We start from the raw sequence: 24,008 nt of genomic DNA, 5'->3' as shown, positions 1-24,008 counted from the left end.
TTTGATAACAACAACTGATTGACTGGAAATAGGTATGAAAGCCGCACGTACAGTGTTAAGCGGGGGAAAGATGGAGATAACTTCAAAGTTTTACCTATCGTATCGCAACGAAGGAGATTGATAGCTGAAATGCCAAGGACATATCAGCTATCATTGAAGTAGTTATTGAATCTTATTATTAAGTTTTTAATTTGGATTTTTGCTCTCATTTTGAGAAGAGCTTGTACCAAAAATTAATCCGGACATTGCTCCGATTAAAGTCGGTAAAATTATACTCCATGCTGCGAATGACATAAATCCCCCTCCTAATAATAAAATGTTGTAACTATTTATTTTATCATATATTAATTTTTTGATACAAAGTAGGAGAAAGGTTAGAAAACTAAACAAAATCTTTATTTTAGTTTAGCATTTGCGTTTACAACATGAAGATGAACAAGGTTTATGATGGGGCTTAGGACAAGGGATAAAAGGAGTTTTAGAAGTAGGACAAGGAAATGCAATTGGAGGAAACTTACAATGACGTTTAGAGCAAGAACATGACTTTATTTTTTTACAAACGCAGTATTCAGTTCGATAGCAACGGTCTTTCATAAAAATATCAACCTCCTTTCGTAATAGATTCATGATAGTATATGTAATTTAAAGCAAAGCGCTTGTTTGAAGACCTAGTATTAGATGTTTTAATAGATTTTGATTTGTTTTAAGAGATAAGAATTTATAAAAATATATATTCTTGAAAGAATAATAGTATCAAACAATTTCCAGACATGTATAACAAAGCAGCTAGCAAAAGCTAGCCGCTCTCCAAATAGATGGGGGATTTATAGTAAGTCGTTTAATTAAAATTGTAACAAAATAATCCTTTTAGAGAAATGGAGCAAGATAAATGGGTGAAAATTAACGAGATAAAGGTATGAGACGTGAAAGAGTATTTGCTAGTTTAATAGGCGGTGCTCGTGTACTGCTTTCTGGTGCGATGGATACACAAATGTTGACATACCAATGAATATATAAAATCTTTAGGGAACAATTCGAGTTTTTATTTTTGAACATGTGAATGTACATGATGGTTTGATGTTGAAAGGTTGGAATTAAAAAAGACATTTACTGGAGAAGAAATAAAAAAGAGGAGCCTCATGGTGAACTGTACCCTATAAAATGGACGGTTTCATAAAAAGATCTTTAAAAATCAAGCACTTAAAAGATGGTTCCGGTATTGTACGACGGCACTGAAAAAGTGATTGCTTTGAAAAAACAACACGCATTCCATCAAAATGTTGAGGGTAAAAAGGAGTTCGTCGCCTGTATATAGTAGGTGATAGACTCCTTTTTGCTATAAAGTGGACTTTTTCAGTGGTCCCGTATTGTACCAGAACCATCTTTTTGAGTGTCCATTGATAACGATCATAATGATAATCTTGCATATACTCGTCTATCACTTCTTGAAGAGATTGGAATGTTTGACAATACTTATCGTTTACTTCATCCTTCATATGACCGAAAAAGGATTCCATTGGAGCGTTATCTAAGCAGTTTCCTCTACGTGACATAGATTGTCTGAGCCCCATTTCTCTTACTCGCTTTTGGTATTCCGGATGCGTGTAATGAAAACTTTGATCGGAATGAAGCATGGCTTCTGGATGAATGGTACCTCCTAATCTCACTTTCCATTTTTCGAGTATTTGATAGACGGTTTCCATTTGTAAAGTGGGAGAGATGTGATAGGCGGAAATCTCTCGTGTTTTACAATCTTTTACACACGATAAATATGCTTTTTTCCCTTTCCTATTCTTACTTTAAAATCTGGGCAATAGCTAATCGAATGATCTGATACTTTTACCACATTTTCATTCTTTTCTAGGTGTTTCCTTTGTAGTTCATGAAAAATCATTTTACTCCTATTCCGTACCTCACTTATATTGTTGCCTCCATTATAACGGGGTTCGCTTATAAAAATACACAAAAACCCCGAATCATGGACTTTTTTTAGTGTCCGCGATTCGGGGTACAGTTCATTTTAGTTTTTCTTTTGTAATTATTCTTTGGTTTTTGTAAATTTAATAACATAAATTAATAAGCAAATTGCTAGTAAAGCTTGAAAAATCCTAGTCACTATACGAATAGTGGGATTAAAATCAAGACCTATTATAATATGAAGTACAGTATATATCCCAAAGAATGCAATTGCGTTTTGAAGAATTTTTTTCATATATGCATATCCTTTCTATCAAAGACAATTAAAATGGTAGTGTTACAATTGCCCTTGTAGCCATATTTGCTAATCATGCAGGATAACCTATCTTTTTGAGTTGTGTTGATATTGCATTTGTAATGGTACCACTAAAGCCAATAACAATATTAAGAGTTTTTACAACTACAGTATAACGTAAATATCCTTTTAGTGCTTTCTTTTTATCCCATGAAATTGGCATTTGTCAACGTATTGTCTTACACTACTATCCCAAGCAACTCTACCTATTCTATTAAGGTTTTCTCACATTTGCTTAGCTGCTACTTTTGCAACTTGGGATTTATTACCTAATGTTTTTACTTGGTGTTGAGTTTCTAGCGGCACTGATCACTCTAGTAGTTCAATTTGAATCCCATTGGCAATATCCTCCGCTGTAATACCATATTCTTGTAATGTTCTCTGTAACTCTCGTAATTCTAAAATTTTTTGTGATGTAAGTAGTTCTGCTTCATTTCCACTTTCAGCAGTTTTTGCTTCCTGGCATTGAAAGTAAGAGGTGCAGCAATATCAAATAAAGTGAAACTTTAATCAGTGGGGGGTTTTCTTCATCCCCCACTGATTATGAGCTCTCACCAATCGGGCTGTTACGGGCAGCCCTACTCCCACCTATCTTCCTTGCTTCTCTCTGAATCTTGAGGTGGGTGTCTTACTGCCCGTTAATGCGGGATAAAAATATCCCCACCCAAACACTGCTAATTATTTTCTTTGTTTTTTGTTTATCAAGTTTTGATAGGAGGTTTTTTGTTCGGATTTGAAGAATTATGGTGATATTTAGTCGAATCAAGATAGGATAAGGGGGATGGTTTGTTATGAGCGCACATATAATAACCGTGGAACAAATCAGGCATTCATTAGATACTTGGTACCAATTAATGTTAAAACAGGATTTTGTTCAATCAAAATTATTAAAAGAAGAAATTGATTCTAAAATTAATCATATCGAAGAAGATCAAAACATATGGTTTTACTATTCATTATTAAATTTTAGGCATAAAGTATTAATAGATAGCATGAATATTTCTTATGATGAATTTGATAAAGTTGATTCTTTATCGATTCCTAATGATGCACATTTAACATACTATTATCATTTATTCAAGGGTATTCATTTAATGTTCATTTCAAATTACAATGATTCAAAAAAGCATTTTGAACAAGCTGAAGGATTATTAAAATATATGTCTAATCCAATAGAACAAGCTGAATTTAATTATAGAATTGCATATTTTTACTATCAGTCGCATGAGCCTTTACTATCGATTAACTATGTACGTGCAGCAAAAGAAGAGTATATAAAACATATAGGGTATGAAGTAAATGTTGCTTTATGTAACAATATATATGGAATGTCATGTTTAGATTTGCAGCAATATGAACAAGCCGAAGAAAATTTTACTTTAGCACTAGACGTATTTAAAAAATCAGGTATTGAAAGGTTTATTCTAATGGTTCGTCACAATTTAGGATGGTTATATGCGAATCAGAATCTTTCTAGCTCAGCTATTCGTCATCTTTTAGAAGTAACAAGGGATAATCCAAACCACTTTAAAGCTATTTTTGTATTAGCACGTGAACACTATAAATTAGGTGAAACAAACATTGCAGCTGAACTAATCGAAGAAGGTTTAAATATATGTAATAAGTTGAAGAATAAGGAGTTTCAACAACGTTTTATGATTTTGAAAGAAATGAATAAAAATGTTTCTGGTGTATTACTAGAACCTGTAATTTTAGAAGGAATTTCGTATTTTGAAAAAGAAGGTTTATGGGATTGTGTTCAAGAATATAGCGAGATTTTGGCTTTGCAATTTTACAAAGAGGAAAATGATTCAAAGGCAAGTAAGTATTTTTACATCAATAATCAAGCGCAGAAAAAATATTTAGAAAAAGGAGCATTGAAATAATGAAAAAAAAGGGCATAATAATAAAAGGGTTAGTAATTGCAGGAATTTTATCATTTTGTTTGAATCTTTCTTTAAGCACACAACAAGCAAGTAATGTTGGTGATGGTGGAGCTCCTGCAAGACCAGATTTAATGTTAAATATAAGCGATACTTCGTCATCTTCTGATATGGATGGAAATGGTGGAGGAATTGTAGCAAAAGAAAGTTAAGGGAGTTTACAGCGAAAGAAGAACGTTTACCTTCACTAAAAGACGTTCTTCTTCCTTATTATAGCTAGTGAAGAATATATACAAGTAAAATAAAAAATACCGGCTCTAATTGAAGTGCACCCCAATTGTGTCTAACAATTGGGGTGCATTTTTGATTGAGATGTGGCAGCTTTTATCATAGAAAAAGAGGACGCTCATATGGCGTCCTTTATGGTGTATTCTTTTTATCTTTTAAACCCAAATGTTGTTCTGTAATAGCTCATATACCATGAGTTCCTCTAATCGTTAGAGCAATTAGTGATTGAATAAAATGGACATTTGAATAGATCATGCTTTCTTAAAATAACCTTAATTAAACTATAGGTTTAATAATACTTGAAAAATAAATGGTATAATTTTCTAAAATAGCTTAAATCAAGTTTTGTTTAGAAAAGGGGTAGATGGAAAATGTTTCAGAAGCTCAAGTTTTATTTCATGAGCATATTAATTAGTTCAATATTAGGTGGAATGATTATAGGTGCTAATTTTTTGGTCCATAACATTTATAATTTAGTTGCAGGTAAAGAATATCATTTTAATATGTGGTCTTCTATTATTATATTTAGTCTCGTATTTATTTCGGGTTTCTCGTATATGTTGAAGAAGGGGCCGGATATACTTGTTAATGATTAAATCAATAGCAATTCTCGTAGGCGCTGCCGTAATCTGGGTGGTGTCTTATTTGTTGTTAAGGAAAAAAAGAACAGTTCTGAAACGAAAAAGTAATGGACCGCTTCTTAAGTCGCGCAATTTGAAGAACTTAAAGCGTAAGTTATGAAATTTTGCGCATGGGGGGACTAGCCCTCCCAATGGGCAAAATCAATCTTTGGTAAGTACTGGAACTTCAAGGTATGAATTTTAATTTTAAACATATACATGTATAGAGTTTATTTCTATAAACAAGGAGTGAGTGAGGTGAACAGGGTAGGGAAGGCTGATTTTGTTTCTGGATTTGTACCGAATCATAATCATGGGTCTGTAGATTATACATCTGTAGATGCAGGGCATGTACATCAATGTTTAGATGTATCTTCTCCCCCAATTCAAACGCAGGATGGACATGTACATTATACAGAAGGTTATGTTGTATTTGAGGATGGGCATACTCATTACTATAAAGCGTACTCAGGGCCGGCAATTCCAGTTGGAAATGGAATGCATGTTCATTATTATGATTTTTATACAACGGAAGATAATGGTCATAAACATCGTATTAGAGGAGTAGACCAGCCTGCTCCGGGTAATAAATAGCGCTGAGGTGTGAACTTTTTAAAACAATATATTTGGAAACTCCTAAGTTGATGTTGAAAGGGATAGTAAATCATAACATTTCATATATATAGTGTCATAATGGTGTTTTTAGGGGATGGGGGGATTTGAATGGCGAACGGGGAGCAACAATCGATTCCTGGTCATTTTGTTATGGATACGCAGAGGGCGATGTTACTTCCGCCAGAATTGAAAGCTGCACCTTCTGAATCATTAACAGAACAATTATTTATTGAGAGGTCGTTAACTGAAAATCGCTTTTGGTTAAGGATTATGAAGGAGCACGCACTTTTTCTTGGTGAAGGATTTAACCGAAAAGACACAAACTTAATTCAACAGGTGGATCAATTTTTTCATCTTTTTGATCGACATTTACAAAAAGCGTTTTCTATCCCTCAAACTGTTCAAGCAGTCAGGCAATTAAATGAAGAAAGTATTCAGCTCGTTTATGCATTTCGTAATTATAAAAGAAATCTTTTAATTTTAATTATTAATTGTAAAGTAAGTGGGTTTAACTTTCCGTTATTAGTAGATCATATTGCACGTGAAGCAGAGTATTTTATACGAACACTCCAGAAATTTAATGAAGGGAAAATGGATCCAATTCAAGATGCGATCATTAGTGAAAATGTATTTTGGTTAAGAATTATGATGGAACATTCTCGTTTTATTGCCTCATTACTTGATCAATCAGAACGAAATTTAGTTCATACTGCTTTAAAATTTGGTGATGATTTCGAAGTCCTTCTTAGTCAAGCTAGAGATGTAGAATCAATGTTATATCAGAAACAACCAACATACCCGATTATCGGAAAAATGAATAAAGATAGTGAAAACGCTACAGTTGAATTGAGAAATTTCAAAAAAGCAGGATTGGAACTTATTCAAACATGTCAAATTCGAAATGTAATTAATCCGCTATTAGCGGATCATGTTGTAAGGGAGGCGGAGCATTTCTTATTTATGATTCATGTGTTAGAAGAAAGGTTGAAGCAAAAACAGATGCAACAGTCGATGGAATGAGGGTTCGTGATTAGTGGAGGATGAAGAAACCCTGCTGATTAAAGTTTCACTTTATTCGGAGCTTCTCAAAACATGAATTTTTTAATATGCAGTTACGAATAGTATTTTTAGTGAAAAACGGTAAGTCCTTCATTAAGGAATTATCGTTTTTTTTTGAGACGTTCTTTCAATTCATGACAATGGTCTTGTAATATTTCAATCAAATATACAACAGTACCTTGTAGTAAGTAATAGTAAATGGTATATTATGGTTAGTGGAAGTACCTTGCATTAAGTAGTACTGATAAAAAGGAGGATTGTCCTTGAACGTCCAGTTTAAGAAAGGTGTGCTGGAGCTTTGTGTACTGGCACTTGTTAAAAGAAAAGATTGTTACGGATATGAACTTGTTCAAGAGATTTCCGATAAATTTTTAATATCAGAAGGTTCTGTTTATCCGTTGTTACGCCGATTAACAAAAGAGGGATATTTTCAAACATATTTAAAAGAATCAACGGAAGGGCCGCCGCGTAAATATTATCAATTAACAAATCTAGGAGAAGAACAACTACATTTACTTGTAACGGAATGGCGTGATTTCGCTAAAGGGGTACAGGAAATTATTGAAGGGGTGTAATGAGATGAATCAGGAGCAATTTCTTCAAGAATTATCAACACATCTTAGAAAGCTACCAGAGGAAGAAAGAAGAGATATTTTATATGACTATGAGGAGCATTTTCGGTTTGGGCTAGAGGAAGGGAAGACAGAAGCGGAAATTATAAAGGGGCTTGGCTCGCCAAAAGCGATTGCAAAAGAGATGTTAGCTTTATATCGTTTTGATGAGATGAAAAAAGATCCGTCCGCATCAAATATAACAAGAGCTGTTACGTCGGTAGTTGGACTTAGTTTATTAAACTTCATTATTGTATTAGGACCTTTAATCACAATTATAAGTTTTATATTCTCAATGTGGATTGGAGGGATCTCCTCCGTTATAGCACCATTACTAGTAGTAATTAAGATACTAACGGGCACTTTTTTATGGCTTGATATATTTGTTTCCATTACATTTTTTGGGGTTGGATTGTTAGTATGTATCGGTGCTTACTACTGTACAAAATGGTTTAAAAATCTTTGTATACGCTATGTCAATTGGAATCTCAAAATGATTAGAGGGGAAAAATGAGATGAAAAAAATAATATTGGTAGCCATTGTTTGTATTGTAGTTGGCATTATTGGTATATCACAAACATATTCGGAGATGGTAGATACGGCGAAGCAGAAAGAAACGGAAAAGGTTATAAAAAATGAAACAATTAAAAATATAGATATTGATTTAGATGTTGGAGATATTGTGATTCAAAAAGGAAATGATTCTTCTTTCTATGTGAAACAGTCAGAAAATATTGAAAAACAAAGAGTGAGTGTTAATGAAGAAGGAGATACATTAAAAGTAAAAGGGAAAATAAAAGAAGGGTTTTCATTTGACGTTTCATTTTTATTTTCTGGAATTGAAACGTCAAAGCTAACAATTGTTGTTCCGGAGCGTTCTTATCAAAAAATAAAAATAAGGTCCTCTGCCGGTGATCTTACAGTAAGTGACGTGAAGAGTGAACGTGTAGAAGCCTTAACGTTTGGTGGAGATGTTGAAATGGATCGAGTGACAGCAAAAACAGTAGAAGGCTCTTCAAAAGCAGGAGAAGTGGAAATAAAAAGAACGAGCGGTAAAGTCGTTGCAAAAACAGCTGGTGGAGATGTAGAGGTTATAGGTCATGATGTAAAGTACGATTTACAAGCAAGCTCAGAAGCGGGGGACATAGACATTCGTTTACTTGAGAAGCCTCAGAATGCAGTTGTGAGCGGTAAGACGTATGCGGGAGAAGTGGAGATTTTTCAAACAGAGGATAGGAATGTCACATTTGGCGATGGTAGTGTGAAAATCACGGGAAAAACAGCTGGGGGAGATGTTAGCATTCAAGTGAATGAAACATAGACAAGTGAAGATCATTTTCGTTTTATAAATGGGAAGGAAAGAATTTTAAAACGCGACTGTTCCTGCAAAGTACAGATTTTTAAGGATGATGCTAGAGAAGTCACATTTAGAAATGATAGTGTGCAAATTGAGAGGAAAACAGCTGTGGACGATGGTATAATGAAAATACATTAAAAAATAGACCATTTCGGTCTATTTTTTAATGTAAATCACGATATACACCAATTACTTTTCCGATAACAGAAACTGAATTTAAAATAATTGGTTCTAAAGAAGAGTTTTCTGGTTGTAGACGGAAGTGATCTTTTTCTTTATAAAAACGTTTAACAGTTGCTTCATGATCTTCTGTTAGAGCGACGACAATCTCACCATTGTTTGCAGAATGTTGCTGACGAACAACAACTAAATCTCCATCAAAAATACCAGCTTCAATCATACTATCTCCAGATATTCGCAGCATGAATACTTGATCAGCTCCAGCAACGATACTTGCAGGGAGTGGAAAATGTTCTTCCACACTTTCTACAGCTGTAATCGGTAAACCAGCTGTAACTTTTCCGACAATTGGTACTTGAACAACAGATTGTGTGCCTGTTTCGATTCTTTCTTCTCCTAAAATTTCAATCGCTCTCGGTTTCGTTGGATCGCGTCGAATATATCCTTTCTCTTCTAGACGTGATAAATGTCCGTGCACTGTAGAACTGGAAGCAAGGCCGACTGCTTGACCAATTTCACGTACGGAAGGCGGGTAACCTTTTTCCTGTACTTTCAGTTTAATGAAGTCGAGAATGTCTTGCTGGCGTTTTGTTAACTTTTCCATTTTTTAACACCTCGTTTTCTTTCGTTTTTCTTATTCATAAGTATACCATGTGAAAAAACATTCTACAAACATAAGTTCGAACATATGGAGGATTTATGCTAAACTAATAAAAAATCAAAAAGAGGAAGAGGGTTTCAAATGAATGCAATCATTTATGCTCGTGTAAGTACAACGAAAGAAGCGCAAGAAACATCATTGGCACGTCAAAAAGATGAATTGTTGCATTTAGCTGAGCGATATCAAATGAATGTTATAAAGGTGGTTGAAGAACAAGCAAGTGGTTATACAATTGAACGTGAAGGAATATTGGAAATATTAGACATGATAAGAGATGAGCAAATTGAGGTACTTCTTATTCAAGATGAAACAAGGCTTGGCAGAGGAAATGCGAAGATTGCTTTAATGCATTGCTTACATAAAGAAGGAGTAAAAGTATATACGCATACACATAACGGTGAGTTGCAGCTGTCTGATTCTGATTCAATGGTACTTGACATTATTGGTATCGTTGAAGAGTATCAAAGAAAAATTCATAACTTAAAGATAAAACGTGGCATGAAAAGGGCGGTAGAAAGAGGATTTCGACCGGAGAAAAATTTGAAAAACCGACATTTGAGTACGGGGCGTGAGAAAAAAGAAGTGCCGATTGAGGAGATTGTTCGTTTGCGCCGCAATGAATTAACTTTTGAAGAGATTGCTGCAACACTTCGCGGATTTGGATATGATGTTTCTAAAGCTACCGTGCATCGCAGGTATGTGGAATATACGAAGCAATTGCTTGATAAACAAGACTAACTATTGTATGATAATAATCAGTTTTTAGTAGAAAGGGGATTCGAGATGCTAAGTCACGAACTCATTGAACGTATTAACTTCTTAGCGAAGAAAGCGAAGAATGAAGGTTTAACTGAAGAAGAACAACGGGAACGTCAATCGCTCCGTGAACAATATTTAAAAGGGTTTCGTCAAAACATGTTAAACGAATTAAAAGGAATTAAAATCGTGAATGAAGAGGGGAAAGATATTACCCCGGCGAAATTAAAAGCGTTAAAAAAGCAAAATAATGCAAAGTTAAATTAAAAGATGGGACAAGCCCATCTTTTTTATTTTCATAGAAATATATAGTGGTGTAGTTTCTTTTGCTCTTCATTTTATTACCATCCAGTTATGATTGAGAGTTGCTTCCACCGTTTTTCTTTCCAATATATAGTTTGCAATGATTTCAGACATATCAGTCGGTATGTCTTTTATAACCGGTTTATTTTGATACATAAAGTAGTTCCCGCCACCGCTTGCCCGGTAGTTATTCATAACAACATCATACTCATCCGTAAGCGAAAGAGGCTCTCCATTGTAATGTAAGGAAACAACTCTTTTCCCAATTGGTTTTGAAATGTTTAGTATGTATGAAATACCTTCCCACATATCATAATTATAATGTTGTGGCTTTGGCTTAATATAGGCAGGGTTTACAATAATATCTCCGTTTTCATTCAATGAGAAATATTCAGCAGATCGTTCGAGCGCTTCCAAAATATCTTGTCCTGTAATGCGAATGACTTTTAATGTGTTTGGATAAATGTAATTAGAAACAATATCGCGCATTGTAATCTCATTTGGGAATCCGGGAGACGCATTGTGAAATAAACTTGTACAAGAAATATCAACTTCAGCTACGTCCATTTGTACTGTATTGATAAATTCGATAAAAGGATGATCCTGTAACCGAACTTGCATCGGATCATGAATTTTCATATCACCAATCATTGTACCAATTGGTTGATCGAGCCATTTTTGCGTTCGCTCTTCATAGTCAGATACAAGTGAAAGTAATGTATTGTCTGCTGGAACACCTTCTACAGATAGTAGTTCAGAACGACATGTTTGTATGATCCATCGATTATTATTTTGTTCTAATTCTATTTGAACTTTCCCTAATGAATGGCCATTACATCCAGGTTGTAACACAGTTACCCCATTTATTGTTTCGTTTTCGATGAAACGGTGTTGATGACCGGTTAGTAAGATATCCATTCCTTCTATTTCATGACACATAGCAAAACCTTGATTTTCCCCTGTTAAAGCTTCCGTTGGTTCGCCGGACTGTAAATCTCTTTCAAATCCACCGTGATAAGCTACAACTAATACATCAGGTGCTTCTTGCTTATGAATAAAAGAAACCCATTTTTTTGTTGTTTCTAATGCGTCTTCAAATTGTAAGTCTTGAATATGATGTGGTTGCTCCCAATTTGGAATGTAATGGGTTGTAACTCCTAAAATAGCGATTTTTATATTTGGTTCGATATGCTTGATCATATAAGGTTTCCCAAAATAAGGTTTTTTTGTCCTTTTATTTAAAATATTTGCACAAAGGTAAGGCATATTAGCATGTGAGACTGCTTTATTTAGTATGTCCATTCCGTAATTAAACTCGTGGTTTCCAATAATGGCTGCATCATAGTGAATATAGTTAGCAAGTATTGTCATCGGATGATCTTTATCGCTTTCGTAAGAAGCATAGTGGTAAGTAAATGGTGTCCCTTGAATGAAATCACCGTTGTCAATTACAATGACATGTTCATGCTGCAAACGCTCTTGCTGGATACGTGTTGCAATTTTTGCTAATCCAATTTCTGCGATTTCGTTATTTCGGTAATGAAGTGGATAAACGGTTCCATGTACATCGCTTGTAAGTAGAATATTGACCTGTACAGTATGATGTTCTTTCAATATCAATCATCCTTTTATGTTGTTTATACATTTATCATAACAAATAAATATAAATACGATTGTATATAATGTTTAGAATATGTAAAAATTCTGTAAATAATACTTTGTGTTAGGGATTTTATGGTATATTTCTACGTGTTTACAGCTCGTCATTTTATGAATTAAGAAAATGGAGGATTTCACATGTTAAAAAAAGTTTTCATGATGGGGGCGACAGCCATACTAGTAGCTAGTTTACTAAGCGGTTGTGGGACAAAGGAATCAAGTGCAACGAAGAACGAAGATAAGAAAAAAGGATATGTACCGAAAACATTAAATGTTCAGTTTGTTCCTTCACAAAATGCAGATACGTTAGAGGCGAAAGCAAAGCCGCTTGAAAAGTTGTTAAGTGATAAGCTCAATATTCCTGTTAAAGTTAGCGTTTCCACGAATTACAATACGATTGTCGAAGCGATGGCATCTAAACAGGTAGATGTAGGCTTTTTACCACCAACTGCCTACGTGTTAGCACATGAGAAGAAAGCAGCCAATGTCATATTACAGGCGCAACGATTTGGAGTAGACGATGAAACAGGTCAACCTACAAAAGATTTAGTAGACTTTTATAAATCTGAGTTTGTCGTGAAGAAAGATTCGAATATTAATAGTATTAAAGATTTGAAAGGGAAAAAAATCGGATATCAAGATGTTACATCTTCTGCGGGATATGTTTGGCCAGCGGCAGTGTTAATGAAGGAAAAGATTGATCCGTTAAAAGATGTGAAACCAGTTACATTAAAGGGACATGATCAGTCTATTATTGCCCTTTTAAATGGTGATGTTGACGCGGCAGTTGTATTCCAAGATGCTCGTAATATTGTTAAAAAGGATTATCCAGATGTATTCGATAAGACCAAAATTATAAAATTCACTGAAAAAATTCCAAACGATACAATTGCGGTGCGTTCTGATTTAGATACAGAATGGAGCAAAAAGCTGCAAGATGCTTTTATTGAAATTGGAAAAGATGAAGAAGGGCATAAAATTATAAAAGAAGTCTATTCACATGAAGGGTATGTTAAGTCTGATGACAGTAAATTTGATATCGTTCGTGAATACGGAAAGAAAGTAAAAACACAGTAACTGAATAGGTGAACTGTAAATTTTGAATGGCCGACTAACGAAACTGTAAGGTAGTTTTTTGTTAGTTAGCCGTTTTTCTGTTTCGTAAAACAAGTAGAAAGTAGGTAAGAAGTGTGATTGAGTTTCGAAATGTTTTGAAAATATATCCGAATGGTACAAAAGGTTTGAATAAGATTAACATAAAAATTCATAAAGGCGAATTTGTTGTGATGGTTGGGTTGTCTGGTGCAGGGAAGTCGACACTCCTTCGTTCTATTAATCGGCTGCATGAAATTACAGAGGGTGAAATTATCATTGATGGACAATCGATTACGAAGGCAAAAGGAAAAGAATTACGACATATGCGCCGGGATATCGGAATGATTTTTCAAAGTTTTAATCTCGTAAAAAGGTCTACCGTGTTGAAAAATGTGTTAGCTGGGCGTGTTGGGTACCATTCAACATGGCGTACCATATTGGGACTGTTTCCGAAAGAAGATGTAGAACTTGCATTTCGAGCGTTAGAGCGGGTAAATATTTTAGAAAAGGCATATATGCGTGCGGATGAGTTATCAGGAGGGCAACAGCAGCGTGTTTCAATCGCGCGAGCCTTAGCACAAGAAGCAAAAATTATTTTAGCTGATGAACCAGTTGCATCTCTAGATCCGCTTACTACAAAACAAGTGATGGATGATTTGAAGCAGATTAATAAAGAGTTTGGGATTACTACAATTGTAAATTTACATTCTATCGAATTAGCGAGGGAATATGCAACGCGAATTATAGGATTGCATGCAGGGGAAATCGTATTCGACGGGACGGTAGAGGAAGCGACGGATGAAACATTTGCTGAAATTTATGGATCTTCTATTGCGCGGCATGAATTGTTAGGAGTGGCGGCCAAATGAGAGATATAGCAATGACTCATACAAAAGCAGTCCCGAAGCCTCCGAGGAAGTTAAAGCGCATATTCACAGTGATTTTAATGATTGTATTACTTTGGGGTAGCGGCATACAAGTGGATGCATCATTTATGAAGCTTATAACAGGTTGGCCAAATATGATCGATTTATTAAAGGAAATGGTACCTCCAGATTGGAGCTACTTTCCAGTCATTACGACTGCTATTTTAGAAACAATCCGCATGGCGATTATTGGTACAACTTTAGGAGCTATTCTATCTATTCCACTTGCTGTATTAGCAGCCAATAATGTGTTTACAACTGCTTTTTTATATGGTCCAGCTCGGTTTGTACTAAATTTTATTCGGACGATACCAGATTTATTATTAGCAGCCATCTTTGTTGCGATTTTTGGAATTGGTCTGCTTCCGGGAATTTTCGCTCTTATCTTTTTTTCAGTTGGAATCATTGCTAAATTATTGTACGAATCGATTGAAGCAATTGATCTAGGTCCGTTAGAAGCGATGACAGCTGTAGGAGCGAATAAACTGCAGTGGATTGTATATGGGGTGGTTCCACAAGTAATGGCGCAATTTGTTTCTTATGTATTATATACGTTTGAAGTAAATGTACGAGCAGCAGCTGTTTTAGGGTTAGTTGGTGCGGGTGGTATCGGATTATATTATGACCGTACACTTGGTTTTTTACAATATCAACAAACGTCTTCTATTATTATCTATACACTTGTTGTTGTGTTGTTAATTGATTATATAAGTACAGTATTACGGGAGAAATTATGATGAACAAACCTACAATGATTGTGCCAAAACCGAAGAAAATGAGTTTATATCGTTGGATGATCTTTATTGCATTGATGCTCTTATATATATGGGCATTTTCAGGAATATCGATTGAGGGGATAAAGGATACTGCGGGACAAATTACAAAAGCGATTTTCTCTGGAATCGTGAATCCAGATTGGGCATATGTCTCGTTACCAGATGGTGAAGATTTATTGCACGGTTTAGTAGATACGTTAGCAATTGCCATATTAGGTACGTTTGTATCTGCTTTTCTTTCCATCCCATTTGCTTTTTGGGCAGCTAAAAATATGAGTGCGGGGAAAGGAATGTCATCAGCAGGAAAGTTTGTGCTTAGTTTTATTCGTACATTCCCTGAATTAGTTATGGCACTGCTATTTATAAAAGCGGTGGGACCAGGGTCCTTCGCAGGTGTTTTAGCATTAGGATTACATTCTATAGGTATGCTAGGGAAGTTGTACGCAGAGGGAATTGAAAATATAGAGAAGGGGCCTATTGAAGCCTTAGTTGCAAATGGAGCAAGTCGTTTTCAAATACTTTGGTATGCGGTATTGCCGCAAGTATTACCTGACTTTTTATCTTATACGCTCTATCGTTTTGAGATTAATGTCCGATCTGCGGCGATTTTAGGTGTTATTGGAGCGGGGGGAATAGGTACACCACTTATTTTTGCATTAAGTTCAAGAAATTGGCCGAGGGTAGGAATCATTTTGCTTGGAATTATTATGATGGTAATCATTATTGATTTTCTTTCAAGTTCAATGAGAAAACGAATTGTATAGCAGTCGGATATGTATTGTTTCAGTATGCAGAAACAATACATATTTTTATAGGATAGATAAAAGGAAGGTGAAAAGATAAAAAAAATGGAGTAATGAAATATTTATGTATAAATATACGGATAATTTATTTTATTTTTAATATAAAAACAATGAAAAAGTATGACAGATTGAATGCCCATACATTTAGAGAATTACGTTTTTTTTTACAAAAAAACAAAAAAACATCAACATATTTGTCGATACATGTTGTATAATCTTGCGTGGGAAGCTATCATATAAATGTATAAAACGTTTACTAATATAAGCGAAGGGAAGAATAGCATGTCACATTCAATCGAACAACTTTCTATCAACACGATTCGCACATTATCCATTGATGCGATTGAAAAAGCAAACTCTGGTCATCCAGGAATGCCAATGGGTGCAGCACCAATGGCTTATACATTATGGACTAAATTTATGAAACATAATCCAAATAACCCAACTTGGTTTAACCGCGATCGTTTCGTATTATCTGCAGGTCATGGTTCTATGCTGTTATACAGCTTACTTCATCTATCTGGTTATGATGTAACAATGGATGATTTAAAGAACTTCCGTCAATGGGGAAGTAAAACACCAGGACATCCAGAATTTGGTCATACACCAGGTGTAGATGCAACAACTGGTCCACTTGGACAAGGTATTTCAACTGCTGTTGGGATGGCGATGGCAGAAAGACACTTAGCAGCGAAATATAATCGTGATGCGTACAATGTTGTCGATCATTATACATACGCAATTTGCGGTGATGGTGATTTAATGGAAGGCGTTTCTGCTGAAGCATCTTCGTTAGCAGCACATTTAGGATTAGGACGACTTGTTGTATTATATGATTCTAACGATATCTCATTAGATGGTGATTTAAATCGTTCATTCTCTGAAAGTGTAGAAGATCGCTATAAAGCATACGGATGGCAAGTAATCCGTGTTGAGGATGGCAATGATATTGAAGCAATTGCAAAAGCAATTGAAAGCGCGAAAGCTGACGAAAAACGCCCAACGCTAATTGAAGTAAGAACAACAATTGGTTTCGGTTCTCCAAACAAATCAGGAAAATCAGCTTCACATGGTTCTCCGCTTGGTACAGATGAAACAAAATTAACAAAAGAAGCATACGCTTGGACTGCACAAGAAGATTTCCACGTACCAGCAGAAGTATATGAAAACTTCCGTAAAACAGTGCAAGATGTTGGTGAAACAGCACAAGCTGAATGGAACACAATGTTCGGTGAATATGCAAAAGCATACCCAGAATTAGCAAATGAATTACAAATGGCGATGAAAGGTCTTCTTCCAGAAGGTTGGGAACAAAATCTACCAACTTATGAAGTAGGATCAAAAACAGCAACTCGTTCATCTTCAGGTGCTGTTATTAATGCAATCGCAGAAGCTGTACCATCATTCTTCGGTGGATCTGCAGACCTTGCTGGTTCTAATAAAACATATATGAATAACGAGAAAGATTTTACAAGAGCTGATTACAGCGGTAAAAACATTTGGTATGGTGTACGTGAGTTCGCAATGGGTGCAGCAATGAACGGTATCGCACTTCATGGCGGTTTAAAAACTTACGGTGGTACATTCTTCGTATTCTCTGATTACTTACGTCCAGCAATTCGTCTTGCCGCATTAATGCAATTACCTGTGACATATGTATTCACGCATGATAGTATTGCTGTTGGTGAAGATGGTCCAACACATGAACCAATCGAACAATTAGCAGCTCTTCGTGCGATGCCGAATGTTTCTGTTATCCGTCCAGCTGATGGTAACGAATCTGTAGCGGCTTGGAGATTAGCTTTAGAATCTACAAGCATACCAACGGCATTAATTTTAACTCGTCAAGATCTTCCTACATTAGAAGGTGCAAAAGAAAATACGTATGAGAAAGTGTCAAAAGGTGCATACGTAATTTCTGCAAGCAAGAAAGAAACAGCTGATGTAATCTTACTTGCAACTGGATCTGAAGTAAGCTTAGCAATTGAAGCGCAAAAAGCATTGGCAGCAGACGGTGTAGATGCAGCTGTTGTCAGCATGCCATCTATGGATCGCTTTGAAGCGCAATCTGCTGAATACAAAGAATCAGTATTACCAAAAGCAGTAACAAAACGTTTCGCAATCGAAATGGGTGCTACATTCGGATGGCATCGTTACGTTGGTCTTGAAGGCGACGTATTAGGTATCGATACGTTTGGTGCATCTGCTCCTGGTGAAAAGATTATGGAAGAGTACGGATTCACTGTAGAAAACGTTGTACGTAAAGTAAAAGAAATGCTTTAATAGCTTTGAAAAATCTCTCCGATATGGAGGGGTTTTTCTATGTAAATGACTGAATTCGACAGAAAAAGTTTTTTCTTTTTCCGTAGTCAGACAATCATTGCACATATTCTTCTATATAATGTAGAGAAAAAGATTGTCCAGATCGGGAGGAGAAAAATGAAAACGTATGAATTGTATTTAATTCAAGAAGATATTGCGAAGACATACTTTGGTCGTGAATCTTTGCTTTTTGATTTATTTGTTCGATTTTCAGAATCTGAATCCCTTTCGGAAAAGAAAGTACTATATAAGCAGATGATGTATATTACGACGCCTTTACAAGTCATAAAAATTCATCATAAATTGGAACAAGCTTTACACCATTTAGGGAAATATAATAGAACATATCATACACATATGCTGTATATAGGAGCGGAATACGGAGAAATAATAGTGAAACCACAATACATTCGAATGAATACCTCTGGAAATGTTTCAATGGAGACAACTTTTTTTGAGGTGCTCAGAAAATGTGAATTGACATTTTTAGCAATGGATTATGAGAATAAGAAGTATGGTTGGCTAAATCCTCTCAAGCAAGCACGAACATATGTATAAAAAATGTCGAATATCATCTTGTCTTATTGAAAAGGTTTTAGTACACTGTAAGGTAGACAACATGAAGGAGGAAAATATATGCCAATTTGGTCAGGTATTCTAGTTGGTGTAGTAGCATTACTAGCAGGCGTAGCGTTAGGGTTTTTTATCGCTCGTAAATATATGATGAACTACTTACAAAAAAATCCACCAATTAATGAACAAATGTTAAAAATGATGATGATGCAAATGGGACAAAAACCGTCTCAAAAGAAAATTAATCAAATGATGAGCGCGATGAACAAGCAAATGAAATAAGCGCAAAAGGACATCCGAAACGGATGTCCTTTTCATTTGAAGGTGTTAGTTTTTAAAACTTTTAAAAATTCTGTATTTTTGATAAACTGAAAACATCGCTTATTTTAAGGGAGGAGGATAAAATGAAAGTATTTTTTAAGTTAGCTTGGTTTTTTAAACAAGAAAAACGAGCGTACATAACAGGGATTATTTTATTATTTGGAGTAGCATTATTAGAGCTTGTAGCACCAAAAGTAATTGGAATTATTGTTGATGAGATTAATAATCAAACATTAACTGCCGAAAAGCTATTACAATGGGTTGGGCTCTTAATCGTTGTTGGAATCACCATGTACATACTACGTTATATATGGCGTATTATGATTTTCGGTTCTTCTTTAAAATTAGCACGTCAATTGAGGAGCAGGTTATATGAACACTTTACAAACATGAGCCCTTCGTTTTATCAATCGCATCGTACAGGGGATTTAATGGCTCATGCAACAAATGATATTCAAGCGATTCAACAAACAGCCGGCTCTGGCGTATTGACACTTGTTGACTCTCTAGCTGTTGGCGGATGTGTATTAATGGCAATGGGGTTTACGATCAGTTGGAAGTTAACGTTAATAAGTCTCCTGCCTATGCCAATTGTAGCGATTTCTACAAATTATTATGGCACATTGTTACATAGACGATTTCATAAAGCGCAGCAAGCATTTTCGGAAATTAACGATAAAGTACAAGAAAGTATGAGTGGGATGAAGGTAATTCGCTCACTTGGTCAAGAAAAAGAAGATTTACAAGCATTTCGAAAAAAATCAGAAGATGTAGTATATAAAAATATGTTAGTTGCTCGTATTGACTCATTGTTTGATCCAACAATTGCTCTTATTGTCGGTTTTTCATTTTTAATCGCAGTTTGTTACGGATCACTTTTAGTTGTACGGGGAGAACTGACAGTAGGTGGATTAATTACTTTTACAACATATTTAGGAACTCTCGTTTGGCCAATGTTAGCGTTTGGTTGGCTTTTTAATATTATGGAACGCGGGCGAGCGTCATATGATCGAGTTGAAAAAATCTTATCTCAAACTTCAGATGTAGTCAATAAAGAGGATGCAATACAGCGTGTAGCAAGCGGTGATGTATCCTTTGCAATCGATACATTTTCTTATAAGAAAAATGAAATGTTGAATTTGAAAGATATTCATTTTGAATTGAAAAGGGGGGAAACGTTAGGCATTGTTGGCCGAACTGGTGCGGGAAAAACGACGTTATTAAAATGTCTGATTAGAGAGTATGATCATTTTAATGGTGAATTAAAGATTGGAAATCAAGATATTCGCGATATGACACTGCATAGTGTTAGGGCGGCTATTTCTTACGTTCCGCAAGACCATTTCTTATTTTCAGCAAGCATAGGAGAAAATATTGCATTTGGAAAAACGAATGCATCATATAAGGAAATTGCGCGTGCTGCTGAAATTGCATGTATTCATGATGATATTGTTCAATTTCCTGAAGGGTATGATACAGTAGTAGGAGAAAGAGGAGTGTCTCTATCAGGTGGACAAAAACAGCGAATTTCTATTGCGCGTGCATTATTAACAGATGCTGAAATTTTAATTTTAGATGATTGTTTATCTGCGGTAGATGCAAAGACTGAGGAGACCATTTTAACAGCTTTAAAACGAGAAAGAGCGCAAAAAACAACAATTATAACAGCACATCGGTTAAGTGCGATTCAACATGCTGATCTTATTCTTGTTATAGAGGAAGGAAAGATTGTAGAAAGAGGGACGCATGAACAATTGATGAAGCAAACGGGTTGGTATAAAGAGATGTATGAAAGTCAACAGTTAGAGGCGCTAGTTGAGAAAGGAGGCATATAATGGCTGAGAAAAAGAGAAGTGACTTATGGCGATTACTTTCTTATCTGAAACCGTATAAAGGATTGTTGTCAATGGCGTTTCTATTTTTAGTTGGTGCAACGGTTACAGAAATGATGGGGCCATTTTTAATTAAACAATTTCTAGATGAACACTTAGTTCCACGTAATTTTGAACAATCGGCATTAATAACGTTATTTGTTATATATATGGTCGCCCATTTATTAAAAGTTTTATTTACGTATTTAAACCTATTATACTTTCAAAATATTGCATTTAAAATTGTGCAAGATATGCGTGTAGAAGTATATGAACATGTACAAAAACTGTCGCTAAGTTTTTTTGATCGTACCCCAATTGGGACACTTGTATCGCGCATAACGAATGATACAGAAGCGATTAAAGATTTTTATGTGAGTGTATTATCGACGTTTGTGAAAAATATTGTATTTTTAATTGGAATATTAGTCGCAATGTTTTTACTGGATGTAAAACTAGCTTTATGTTCTCTCGTCATGATTCCAATTATGGTGACGATTATGGCAGCATATCGCCGAAAAAGTTCAGCTTTTTATTTAGAGTTACGCAGTCAACTTAGTATTTTAAATGCGAAGTTAAATGAATCGATTCAAGGTATGAATATTGTGCAAGTATTCCGGCAAGAAAGACGGATGAGAAAAGAGTTTGAAGAGATAAATGATAAGCATTATAATGCTGGTCGCCGAACGTTAAAGTTAGATGCATTGCTTTTACGTCCAGCAACAGATCTTGTGCATATTATGGCAATTGCATTCGTACTTGCATTGTTTGGGATTAATGCATTGAATAGTCCTGTTGAAGTTGGGGTATTATATGCTTTTGTTAACTATATTCACCGTTTCTTTCAACCTGTAAATGAAATGATGATGAAGCTTTCGTTCTTTCAACAAGCACTCGTTTCATCTTCCCGTGTGTTTCATTTAATGGATGAAAATGATTTAGCACCCGTTCAAAAAGGGAATGAAAAGCCGCAAGTACATGAAGGAGAAATTGAGTTTCAAAATGTTACTTTTTCTTATGATGGAAAGCGAGATGTGTTAAAGAATGTGTCATTTCATGTGAAGCCTGGACAAACGGTTGCTTTTGTTGGGCACACTGGTAGTGGAAAAAGTACCATTATGAACTTATTGATGAGATTTTATCACATTAAGTCAGGAAGTATTCGAATAGATGGTGTAAATTTAGAAAAATTTGAGGAACAGGAAATTCGAAAAAAGATTGGTCTTGTTTTGCAAGATGCGTTCTTATTTGCTGGAAATGTGAAGCAAAATATCCGTATGTATAATGAAAGTATTACTGATGAAGAAGTAGAAGCAGCAGCCCGCTTCGTTCAAGCGAATACGTTTATTGAAAAATTGCCAGAGCAGTATAATACAGAAGTAGTGGAACGAGGGACGGCTTTCTCTAGTGGACAAAGGCAATTGATTGCTTTTGCAAGAACAATTGCAACGAATCCGAAAGTACTTGTATTAGATGAAGCGACAGCAAATATTGATACGGAAACAGAAGAAGCAATTCAAACAGCATTGCAACGTATGCGTAAAGGAAGAACTACAATTGCAATTGCGCATCGGTTGTCTACGATACAAGATGCCGATCAAATATTTGTAATGCATGAAGGAGAAATTGTTGAACGAGGAACACATCAAGAATTGTTAAGTAAGCAAGGACTCTACTATAATATGTATTTACTTCAGAATAAAGGAAGTCTGCAAAAAGTCTTGTAGTAGCAAGGCTTTTTGCGCTTTTATCCCGCAACAACCCGATTGATGAGGGCTCATAATCAGTGGAGAATGAAGAAAACCCCCACTGATTAAAGTTTCACTTTATAGTATAATAAGATAGAAATATTTTAAAATCAGAGTCTGATAAGGAATAAAGGAGAAGAAGAATGGAATATGTGCTTATATGTGTCATATTAGCTTTATTAGCTGTAGCATTTGTATTGTTTTATAAAAATAAACAGCTAGAATCTGAGAAGCAACAAGTAGATTTTGAAAAAGCACAAGTCATAGAAAACTATCAAGGGGAAATTGCTGCAACAGTTGAAAATTATGAACAGAAGCAAGAAACGATAAAAAATATAGAAAAACAAAAATACAACGATTTAAAAGTGAAAACAGCTCGCGAAATTGAAAATATGCGAATGATGAAGAACCAACTTACAATGCAACATAGTAAAGAGCGCAGTGAAATGCAGCAGAAACATCATCATGAAGTACAAATGTTACAAAATCTTATTACAGATTTAAAAGCATATTCAAAAAATGTAGTAGAAATACATACGCATGAACTATTACATAACATGAAACAACAATTTATTCAGCAGGAAATTGTAAAAGAAAATGAAATATATATGATTCCAAATGTATTTTTGCCGAAACGATCGAGCAGAACAAAAAGGAAGATGGAAAATCGTCGTATTCATCATGTGTTGTTATTAAGAACAGGCGTATATGTGATTGAAACAGTAGAATGTAAAGGAAGAATAATACACGGTTTAACAAAAGAGAATGCAGGGATATTTTCATTTATGATTGATGAAATAGGGAAATATCAATATGAGCATAATCAAGAAGAAACGTTCATTTTTATAAAGGAAGAGCAAACGGGAACTTTGAAAGTAGTAAATGAAGGTAATGTTGTTTATAAGATAAAATGTCTTTCAAAAAGTTTATATGAGTATTTAAAAGAGGGAAATACAAAAATTGTAAAAGAAGAAGTAAAGCCAGTTGTATATTTTGAGAATGAGAGAAATGAACATGAAATAATAGACTGTTCTCATGAAAGAGTACCAAGATTGAAAGATAGAGAACAATTTGTTATGTATTTTAAAAATGTGCTGCTGAATGAAAAAGTGTTATATACTGCAAAAGAATTACAAGAAATAAAAAAAGTGATGGAACAAATGGACAAGGCGATTGCTCAAAAATGATGCCATAAAGGAGAAGTTTTATTGAAACCATATATGAAACCTTTATTATGGGGAACATTGTATTTATATACTTTTTTATACTTATTCATTTACTTAGCTTTTATATGCATCATCGCTATAG

At 35.0% G+C, this 24,008-nt stretch carries 24 protein-coding genes; 20 read left to right on the top strand and 4 right to left on the bottom strand.

The features are described from left to right. Positions 1 to 1,154: 1,154 nt before the first annotated feature. Both MR058_RS08095 and MR058_RS08090 read right to left on the bottom strand, forming a co-directional pair. Positions 1,155 to 1,736 (bottom strand): integrase core domain-containing protein, encoded by a 582-nt coding sequence (locus MR058_RS08095; protein ID WP_242143514.1) that lies wholly within the window; start codon positions 1,734 to 1,736, stop codon positions 1,155 to 1,157. Positions 1,737 to 2,285: 549 nt separating this feature from the next. Continuing rightward, a complete protein-coding gene (locus MR058_RS08090) occupies positions 2,286 to 2,435 on the bottom strand; it encodes a hypothetical protein (RefSeq protein ID WP_242143482.1) in 150 nt (49 codons plus the stop codon). Positions 2,436 to 3,063: 628 nt separating this feature from the next. Here MR058_RS08090 and MR058_RS08085 point away from each other — a divergent pair. The 8 genes from MR058_RS08085 to MR058_RS08050 all read left to right on the top strand — a co-directional run bounded on the left by MR058_RS08085 (position 3,064) and on the right by MR058_RS08050 (position 8,670). Then, on the top strand, positions 3,064 to 4,158 hold the full coding sequence (locus MR058_RS08085; RefSeq protein ID WP_242143481.1) for a response regulator aspartate phosphatase: 1,095 nt from the start codon (positions 3,064 to 3,066) through the stop codon (positions 4,156 to 4,158). Continuing rightward, a complete protein-coding gene (locus MR058_RS08080) occupies positions 4,158 to 4,367 on the top strand; it encodes a Phr family secreted Rap phosphatase inhibitor (protein ID WP_242143480.1) in 210 nt (69 codons plus the stop codon). Before MR058_RS08085 ends, MR058_RS08080 begins: the two co-directional genes overlap by 1 nt. Before the next feature lie 447 nt (positions 4,368 to 4,814). After that, positions 4,815 to 5,039, top strand: a complete 225-nt coding sequence (locus tag MR058_RS08075; protein ID WP_242143479.1) for a hypothetical protein — start codon at positions 4,815 to 4,817, stop codon at positions 5,037 to 5,039. Positions 5,040 to 5,321: 282 nt separating this feature from the next. Beyond that, the gene (locus tag MR058_RS08070) at positions 5,322 to 5,657 is read left to right on the top strand and encodes a YmaF family protein (protein ID WP_242143478.1); all 336 of its coding nucleotides are present in this window, start codon (positions 5,322 to 5,324) and stop codon (positions 5,655 to 5,657) included. Between the two features lie 129 nt (positions 5,658 to 5,786). After that, positions 5,787 to 6,698 carry a DUF2935 domain-containing protein gene (locus MR058_RS08065; protein WP_242143477.1) on the top strand — a complete coding sequence of 304 codons (912 nt, stop codon included), beginning with the start codon at positions 5,787 to 5,789 and terminating at the stop codon, positions 6,696 to 6,698. 302 nt (positions 6,699 to 7,000) lie between these two features. Continuing rightward, on the top strand, positions 7,001 to 7,312 hold the full coding sequence (locus tag MR058_RS08060; protein ID WP_242143476.1) for a PadR family transcriptional regulator: 312 nt from the start codon (positions 7,001 to 7,003) through the stop codon (positions 7,310 to 7,312). Between the two features lie 4 nt (positions 7,313 to 7,316). Next, complete coding sequence (locus MR058_RS08055) at positions 7,317 to 7,862, top strand: DUF1700 domain-containing protein (protein WP_242143475.1); 546 nt, start codon at positions 7,317 to 7,319, stop codon at positions 7,860 to 7,862. A gap of 1 nt (position 7,863) precedes the next feature. Beyond that, positions 7,864 to 8,670: a DUF4097 family beta strand repeat-containing protein gene (locus MR058_RS08050; protein ID WP_242143474.1), complete on the top strand. Its 807-nt coding sequence runs from the start codon at positions 7,864 to 7,866 to the stop codon at positions 8,668 to 8,670. A gap of 199 nt (positions 8,671 to 8,869) precedes the next feature. Here the strand turns inward: MR058_RS08050 and lexA are convergent, their stop codons facing one another. Beyond that, positions 8,870 to 9,490 (bottom strand): transcriptional repressor LexA, encoded by a 621-nt coding sequence (lexA, locus tag MR058_RS08045; protein WP_242143473.1) that lies wholly within the window; start codon positions 9,488 to 9,490, stop codon positions 8,870 to 8,872. A 138-nt stretch (positions 9,491 to 9,628) separates the two neighbouring features. On the opposite strand from lexA, the gene MR058_RS08040 reads away from it, so the two are divergent. Both MR058_RS08040 and MR058_RS08035 read left to right on the top strand, forming a co-directional pair. Further along, positions 9,629 to 10,285 carry a YneB family resolvase-like protein gene (locus MR058_RS08040; RefSeq protein ID WP_242143472.1) on the top strand — a complete coding sequence of 219 codons (657 nt, stop codon included), beginning with the start codon at positions 9,629 to 9,631 and terminating at the stop codon, positions 10,283 to 10,285. A 45-nt stretch (positions 10,286 to 10,330) separates the two neighbouring features. Beyond that, positions 10,331 to 10,570 (top strand): DUF896 domain-containing protein, encoded by a 240-nt coding sequence (locus MR058_RS08035; protein WP_242143471.1) that lies wholly within the window; start codon positions 10,331 to 10,333, stop codon positions 10,568 to 10,570. Between the two features lie 66 nt (positions 10,571 to 10,636). Here the strand turns inward: MR058_RS08035 and MR058_RS08030 are convergent, their stop codons facing one another. Next, entirely contained in the window at positions 10,637 to 12,220 is a 1,584-nt protein-coding gene (locus tag MR058_RS08030) for a bifunctional metallophosphatase/5'-nucleotidase (protein ID WP_242143470.1), read from the bottom strand. A gap of 183 nt (positions 12,221 to 12,403) precedes the next feature. Between MR058_RS08030 and MR058_RS08025 the strand changes: the two genes are divergently transcribed. The 10 genes from MR058_RS08025 (at position 12,404) to MR058_RS07980 (ending at position 23,887) form a co-directional block, all read left to right on the top strand. Next, positions 12,404 to 13,342, top strand: a complete 939-nt coding sequence (locus MR058_RS08025; RefSeq protein WP_242143469.1) for a phosphate/phosphite/phosphonate ABC transporter substrate-binding protein — start codon at positions 12,404 to 12,406, stop codon at positions 13,340 to 13,342. 113 nt (positions 13,343 to 13,455) lie between these two features. After that, positions 13,456 to 14,229 (top strand): phosphonate ABC transporter ATP-binding protein, encoded by a 774-nt coding sequence (gene phnC / locus MR058_RS08020; RefSeq protein ID WP_242143468.1) that lies wholly within the window; start codon positions 13,456 to 13,458, stop codon positions 14,227 to 14,229. After that, positions 14,226 to 15,023 carry a phosphonate ABC transporter, permease protein PhnE gene (phnE, locus tag MR058_RS08015; protein ID WP_242143467.1) on the top strand — a complete coding sequence of 266 codons (798 nt, stop codon included), beginning with the start codon at positions 14,226 to 14,228 and terminating at the stop codon, positions 15,021 to 15,023. The genes phnC and phnE (MR058_RS08015) overlap by 4 nt, the downstream gene beginning before the upstream one ends. Then, a complete protein-coding gene (gene phnE / locus MR058_RS08010) occupies positions 15,023 to 15,826 on the top strand; it encodes a phosphonate ABC transporter, permease protein PhnE (protein WP_242143466.1) in 804 nt (267 codons plus the stop codon). The genes phnE (MR058_RS08015) and phnE (MR058_RS08010) overlap by 1 nt, the downstream gene beginning before the upstream one ends. 321 nt (positions 15,827 to 16,147) lie before the next feature. Beyond that, a complete protein-coding gene (gene tkt / locus MR058_RS08005; protein ID WP_242143465.1) occupies positions 16,148 to 18,148 on the top strand; it encodes a transketolase in 2,001 nt (666 codons plus the stop codon). Between the two features lie 156 nt (positions 18,149 to 18,304). Then, positions 18,305 to 18,745: a sporulation inhibitor of replication protein SirA gene (sirA, locus tag MR058_RS08000; RefSeq protein WP_242143464.1), complete on the top strand. Its 441-nt coding sequence runs from the start codon at positions 18,305 to 18,307 to the stop codon at positions 18,743 to 18,745. A gap of 78 nt (positions 18,746 to 18,823) precedes the next feature. Further along, positions 18,824 to 19,042, top strand: a complete 219-nt coding sequence (locus MR058_RS07995) for a YneF family protein (protein WP_012094776.1) — start codon at positions 18,824 to 18,826, stop codon at positions 19,040 to 19,042. A gap of 122 nt (positions 19,043 to 19,164) precedes the next feature. Next, the gene (locus MR058_RS07990; protein ID WP_242143463.1) at positions 19,165 to 20,916 is read left to right on the top strand and encodes an ABC transporter transmembrane domain-containing protein; all 1,752 of its coding nucleotides are present in this window, start codon (positions 19,165 to 19,167) and stop codon (positions 20,914 to 20,916) included. Then, positions 20,916 to 22,679, top strand: coding sequence for an ABC transporter ATP-binding protein (locus MR058_RS07985; RefSeq protein ID WP_242143462.1), 1,764 nt, complete (start codon positions 20,916 to 20,918; stop codon positions 22,677 to 22,679). The genes MR058_RS07990 and MR058_RS07985 overlap by 1 nt, the downstream gene beginning before the upstream one ends. 164 nt (positions 22,680 to 22,843) lie before the next feature. Further along, entirely contained in the window at positions 22,844 to 23,887 is a 1,044-nt protein-coding gene (locus tag MR058_RS07980; protein WP_242143461.1) for an NERD domain-containing protein, read from the top strand. The last annotated feature ends 121 nt before the right edge of the window (positions 23,888 to 24,008 follow it).

Source organism: Bacillus cereus group sp. BfR-BA-01430 (genome assembly GCF_022663115.1).
GTDB lineage: Bacteria > Bacillota > Bacilli > Bacillales > Bacillaceae_G > Bacillus_A > Bacillus_A cereus_BD.
Note: the sequence above shows the minus strand (reverse complement) of the source record. Positions and strands in the feature narration are given on the sequence as shown.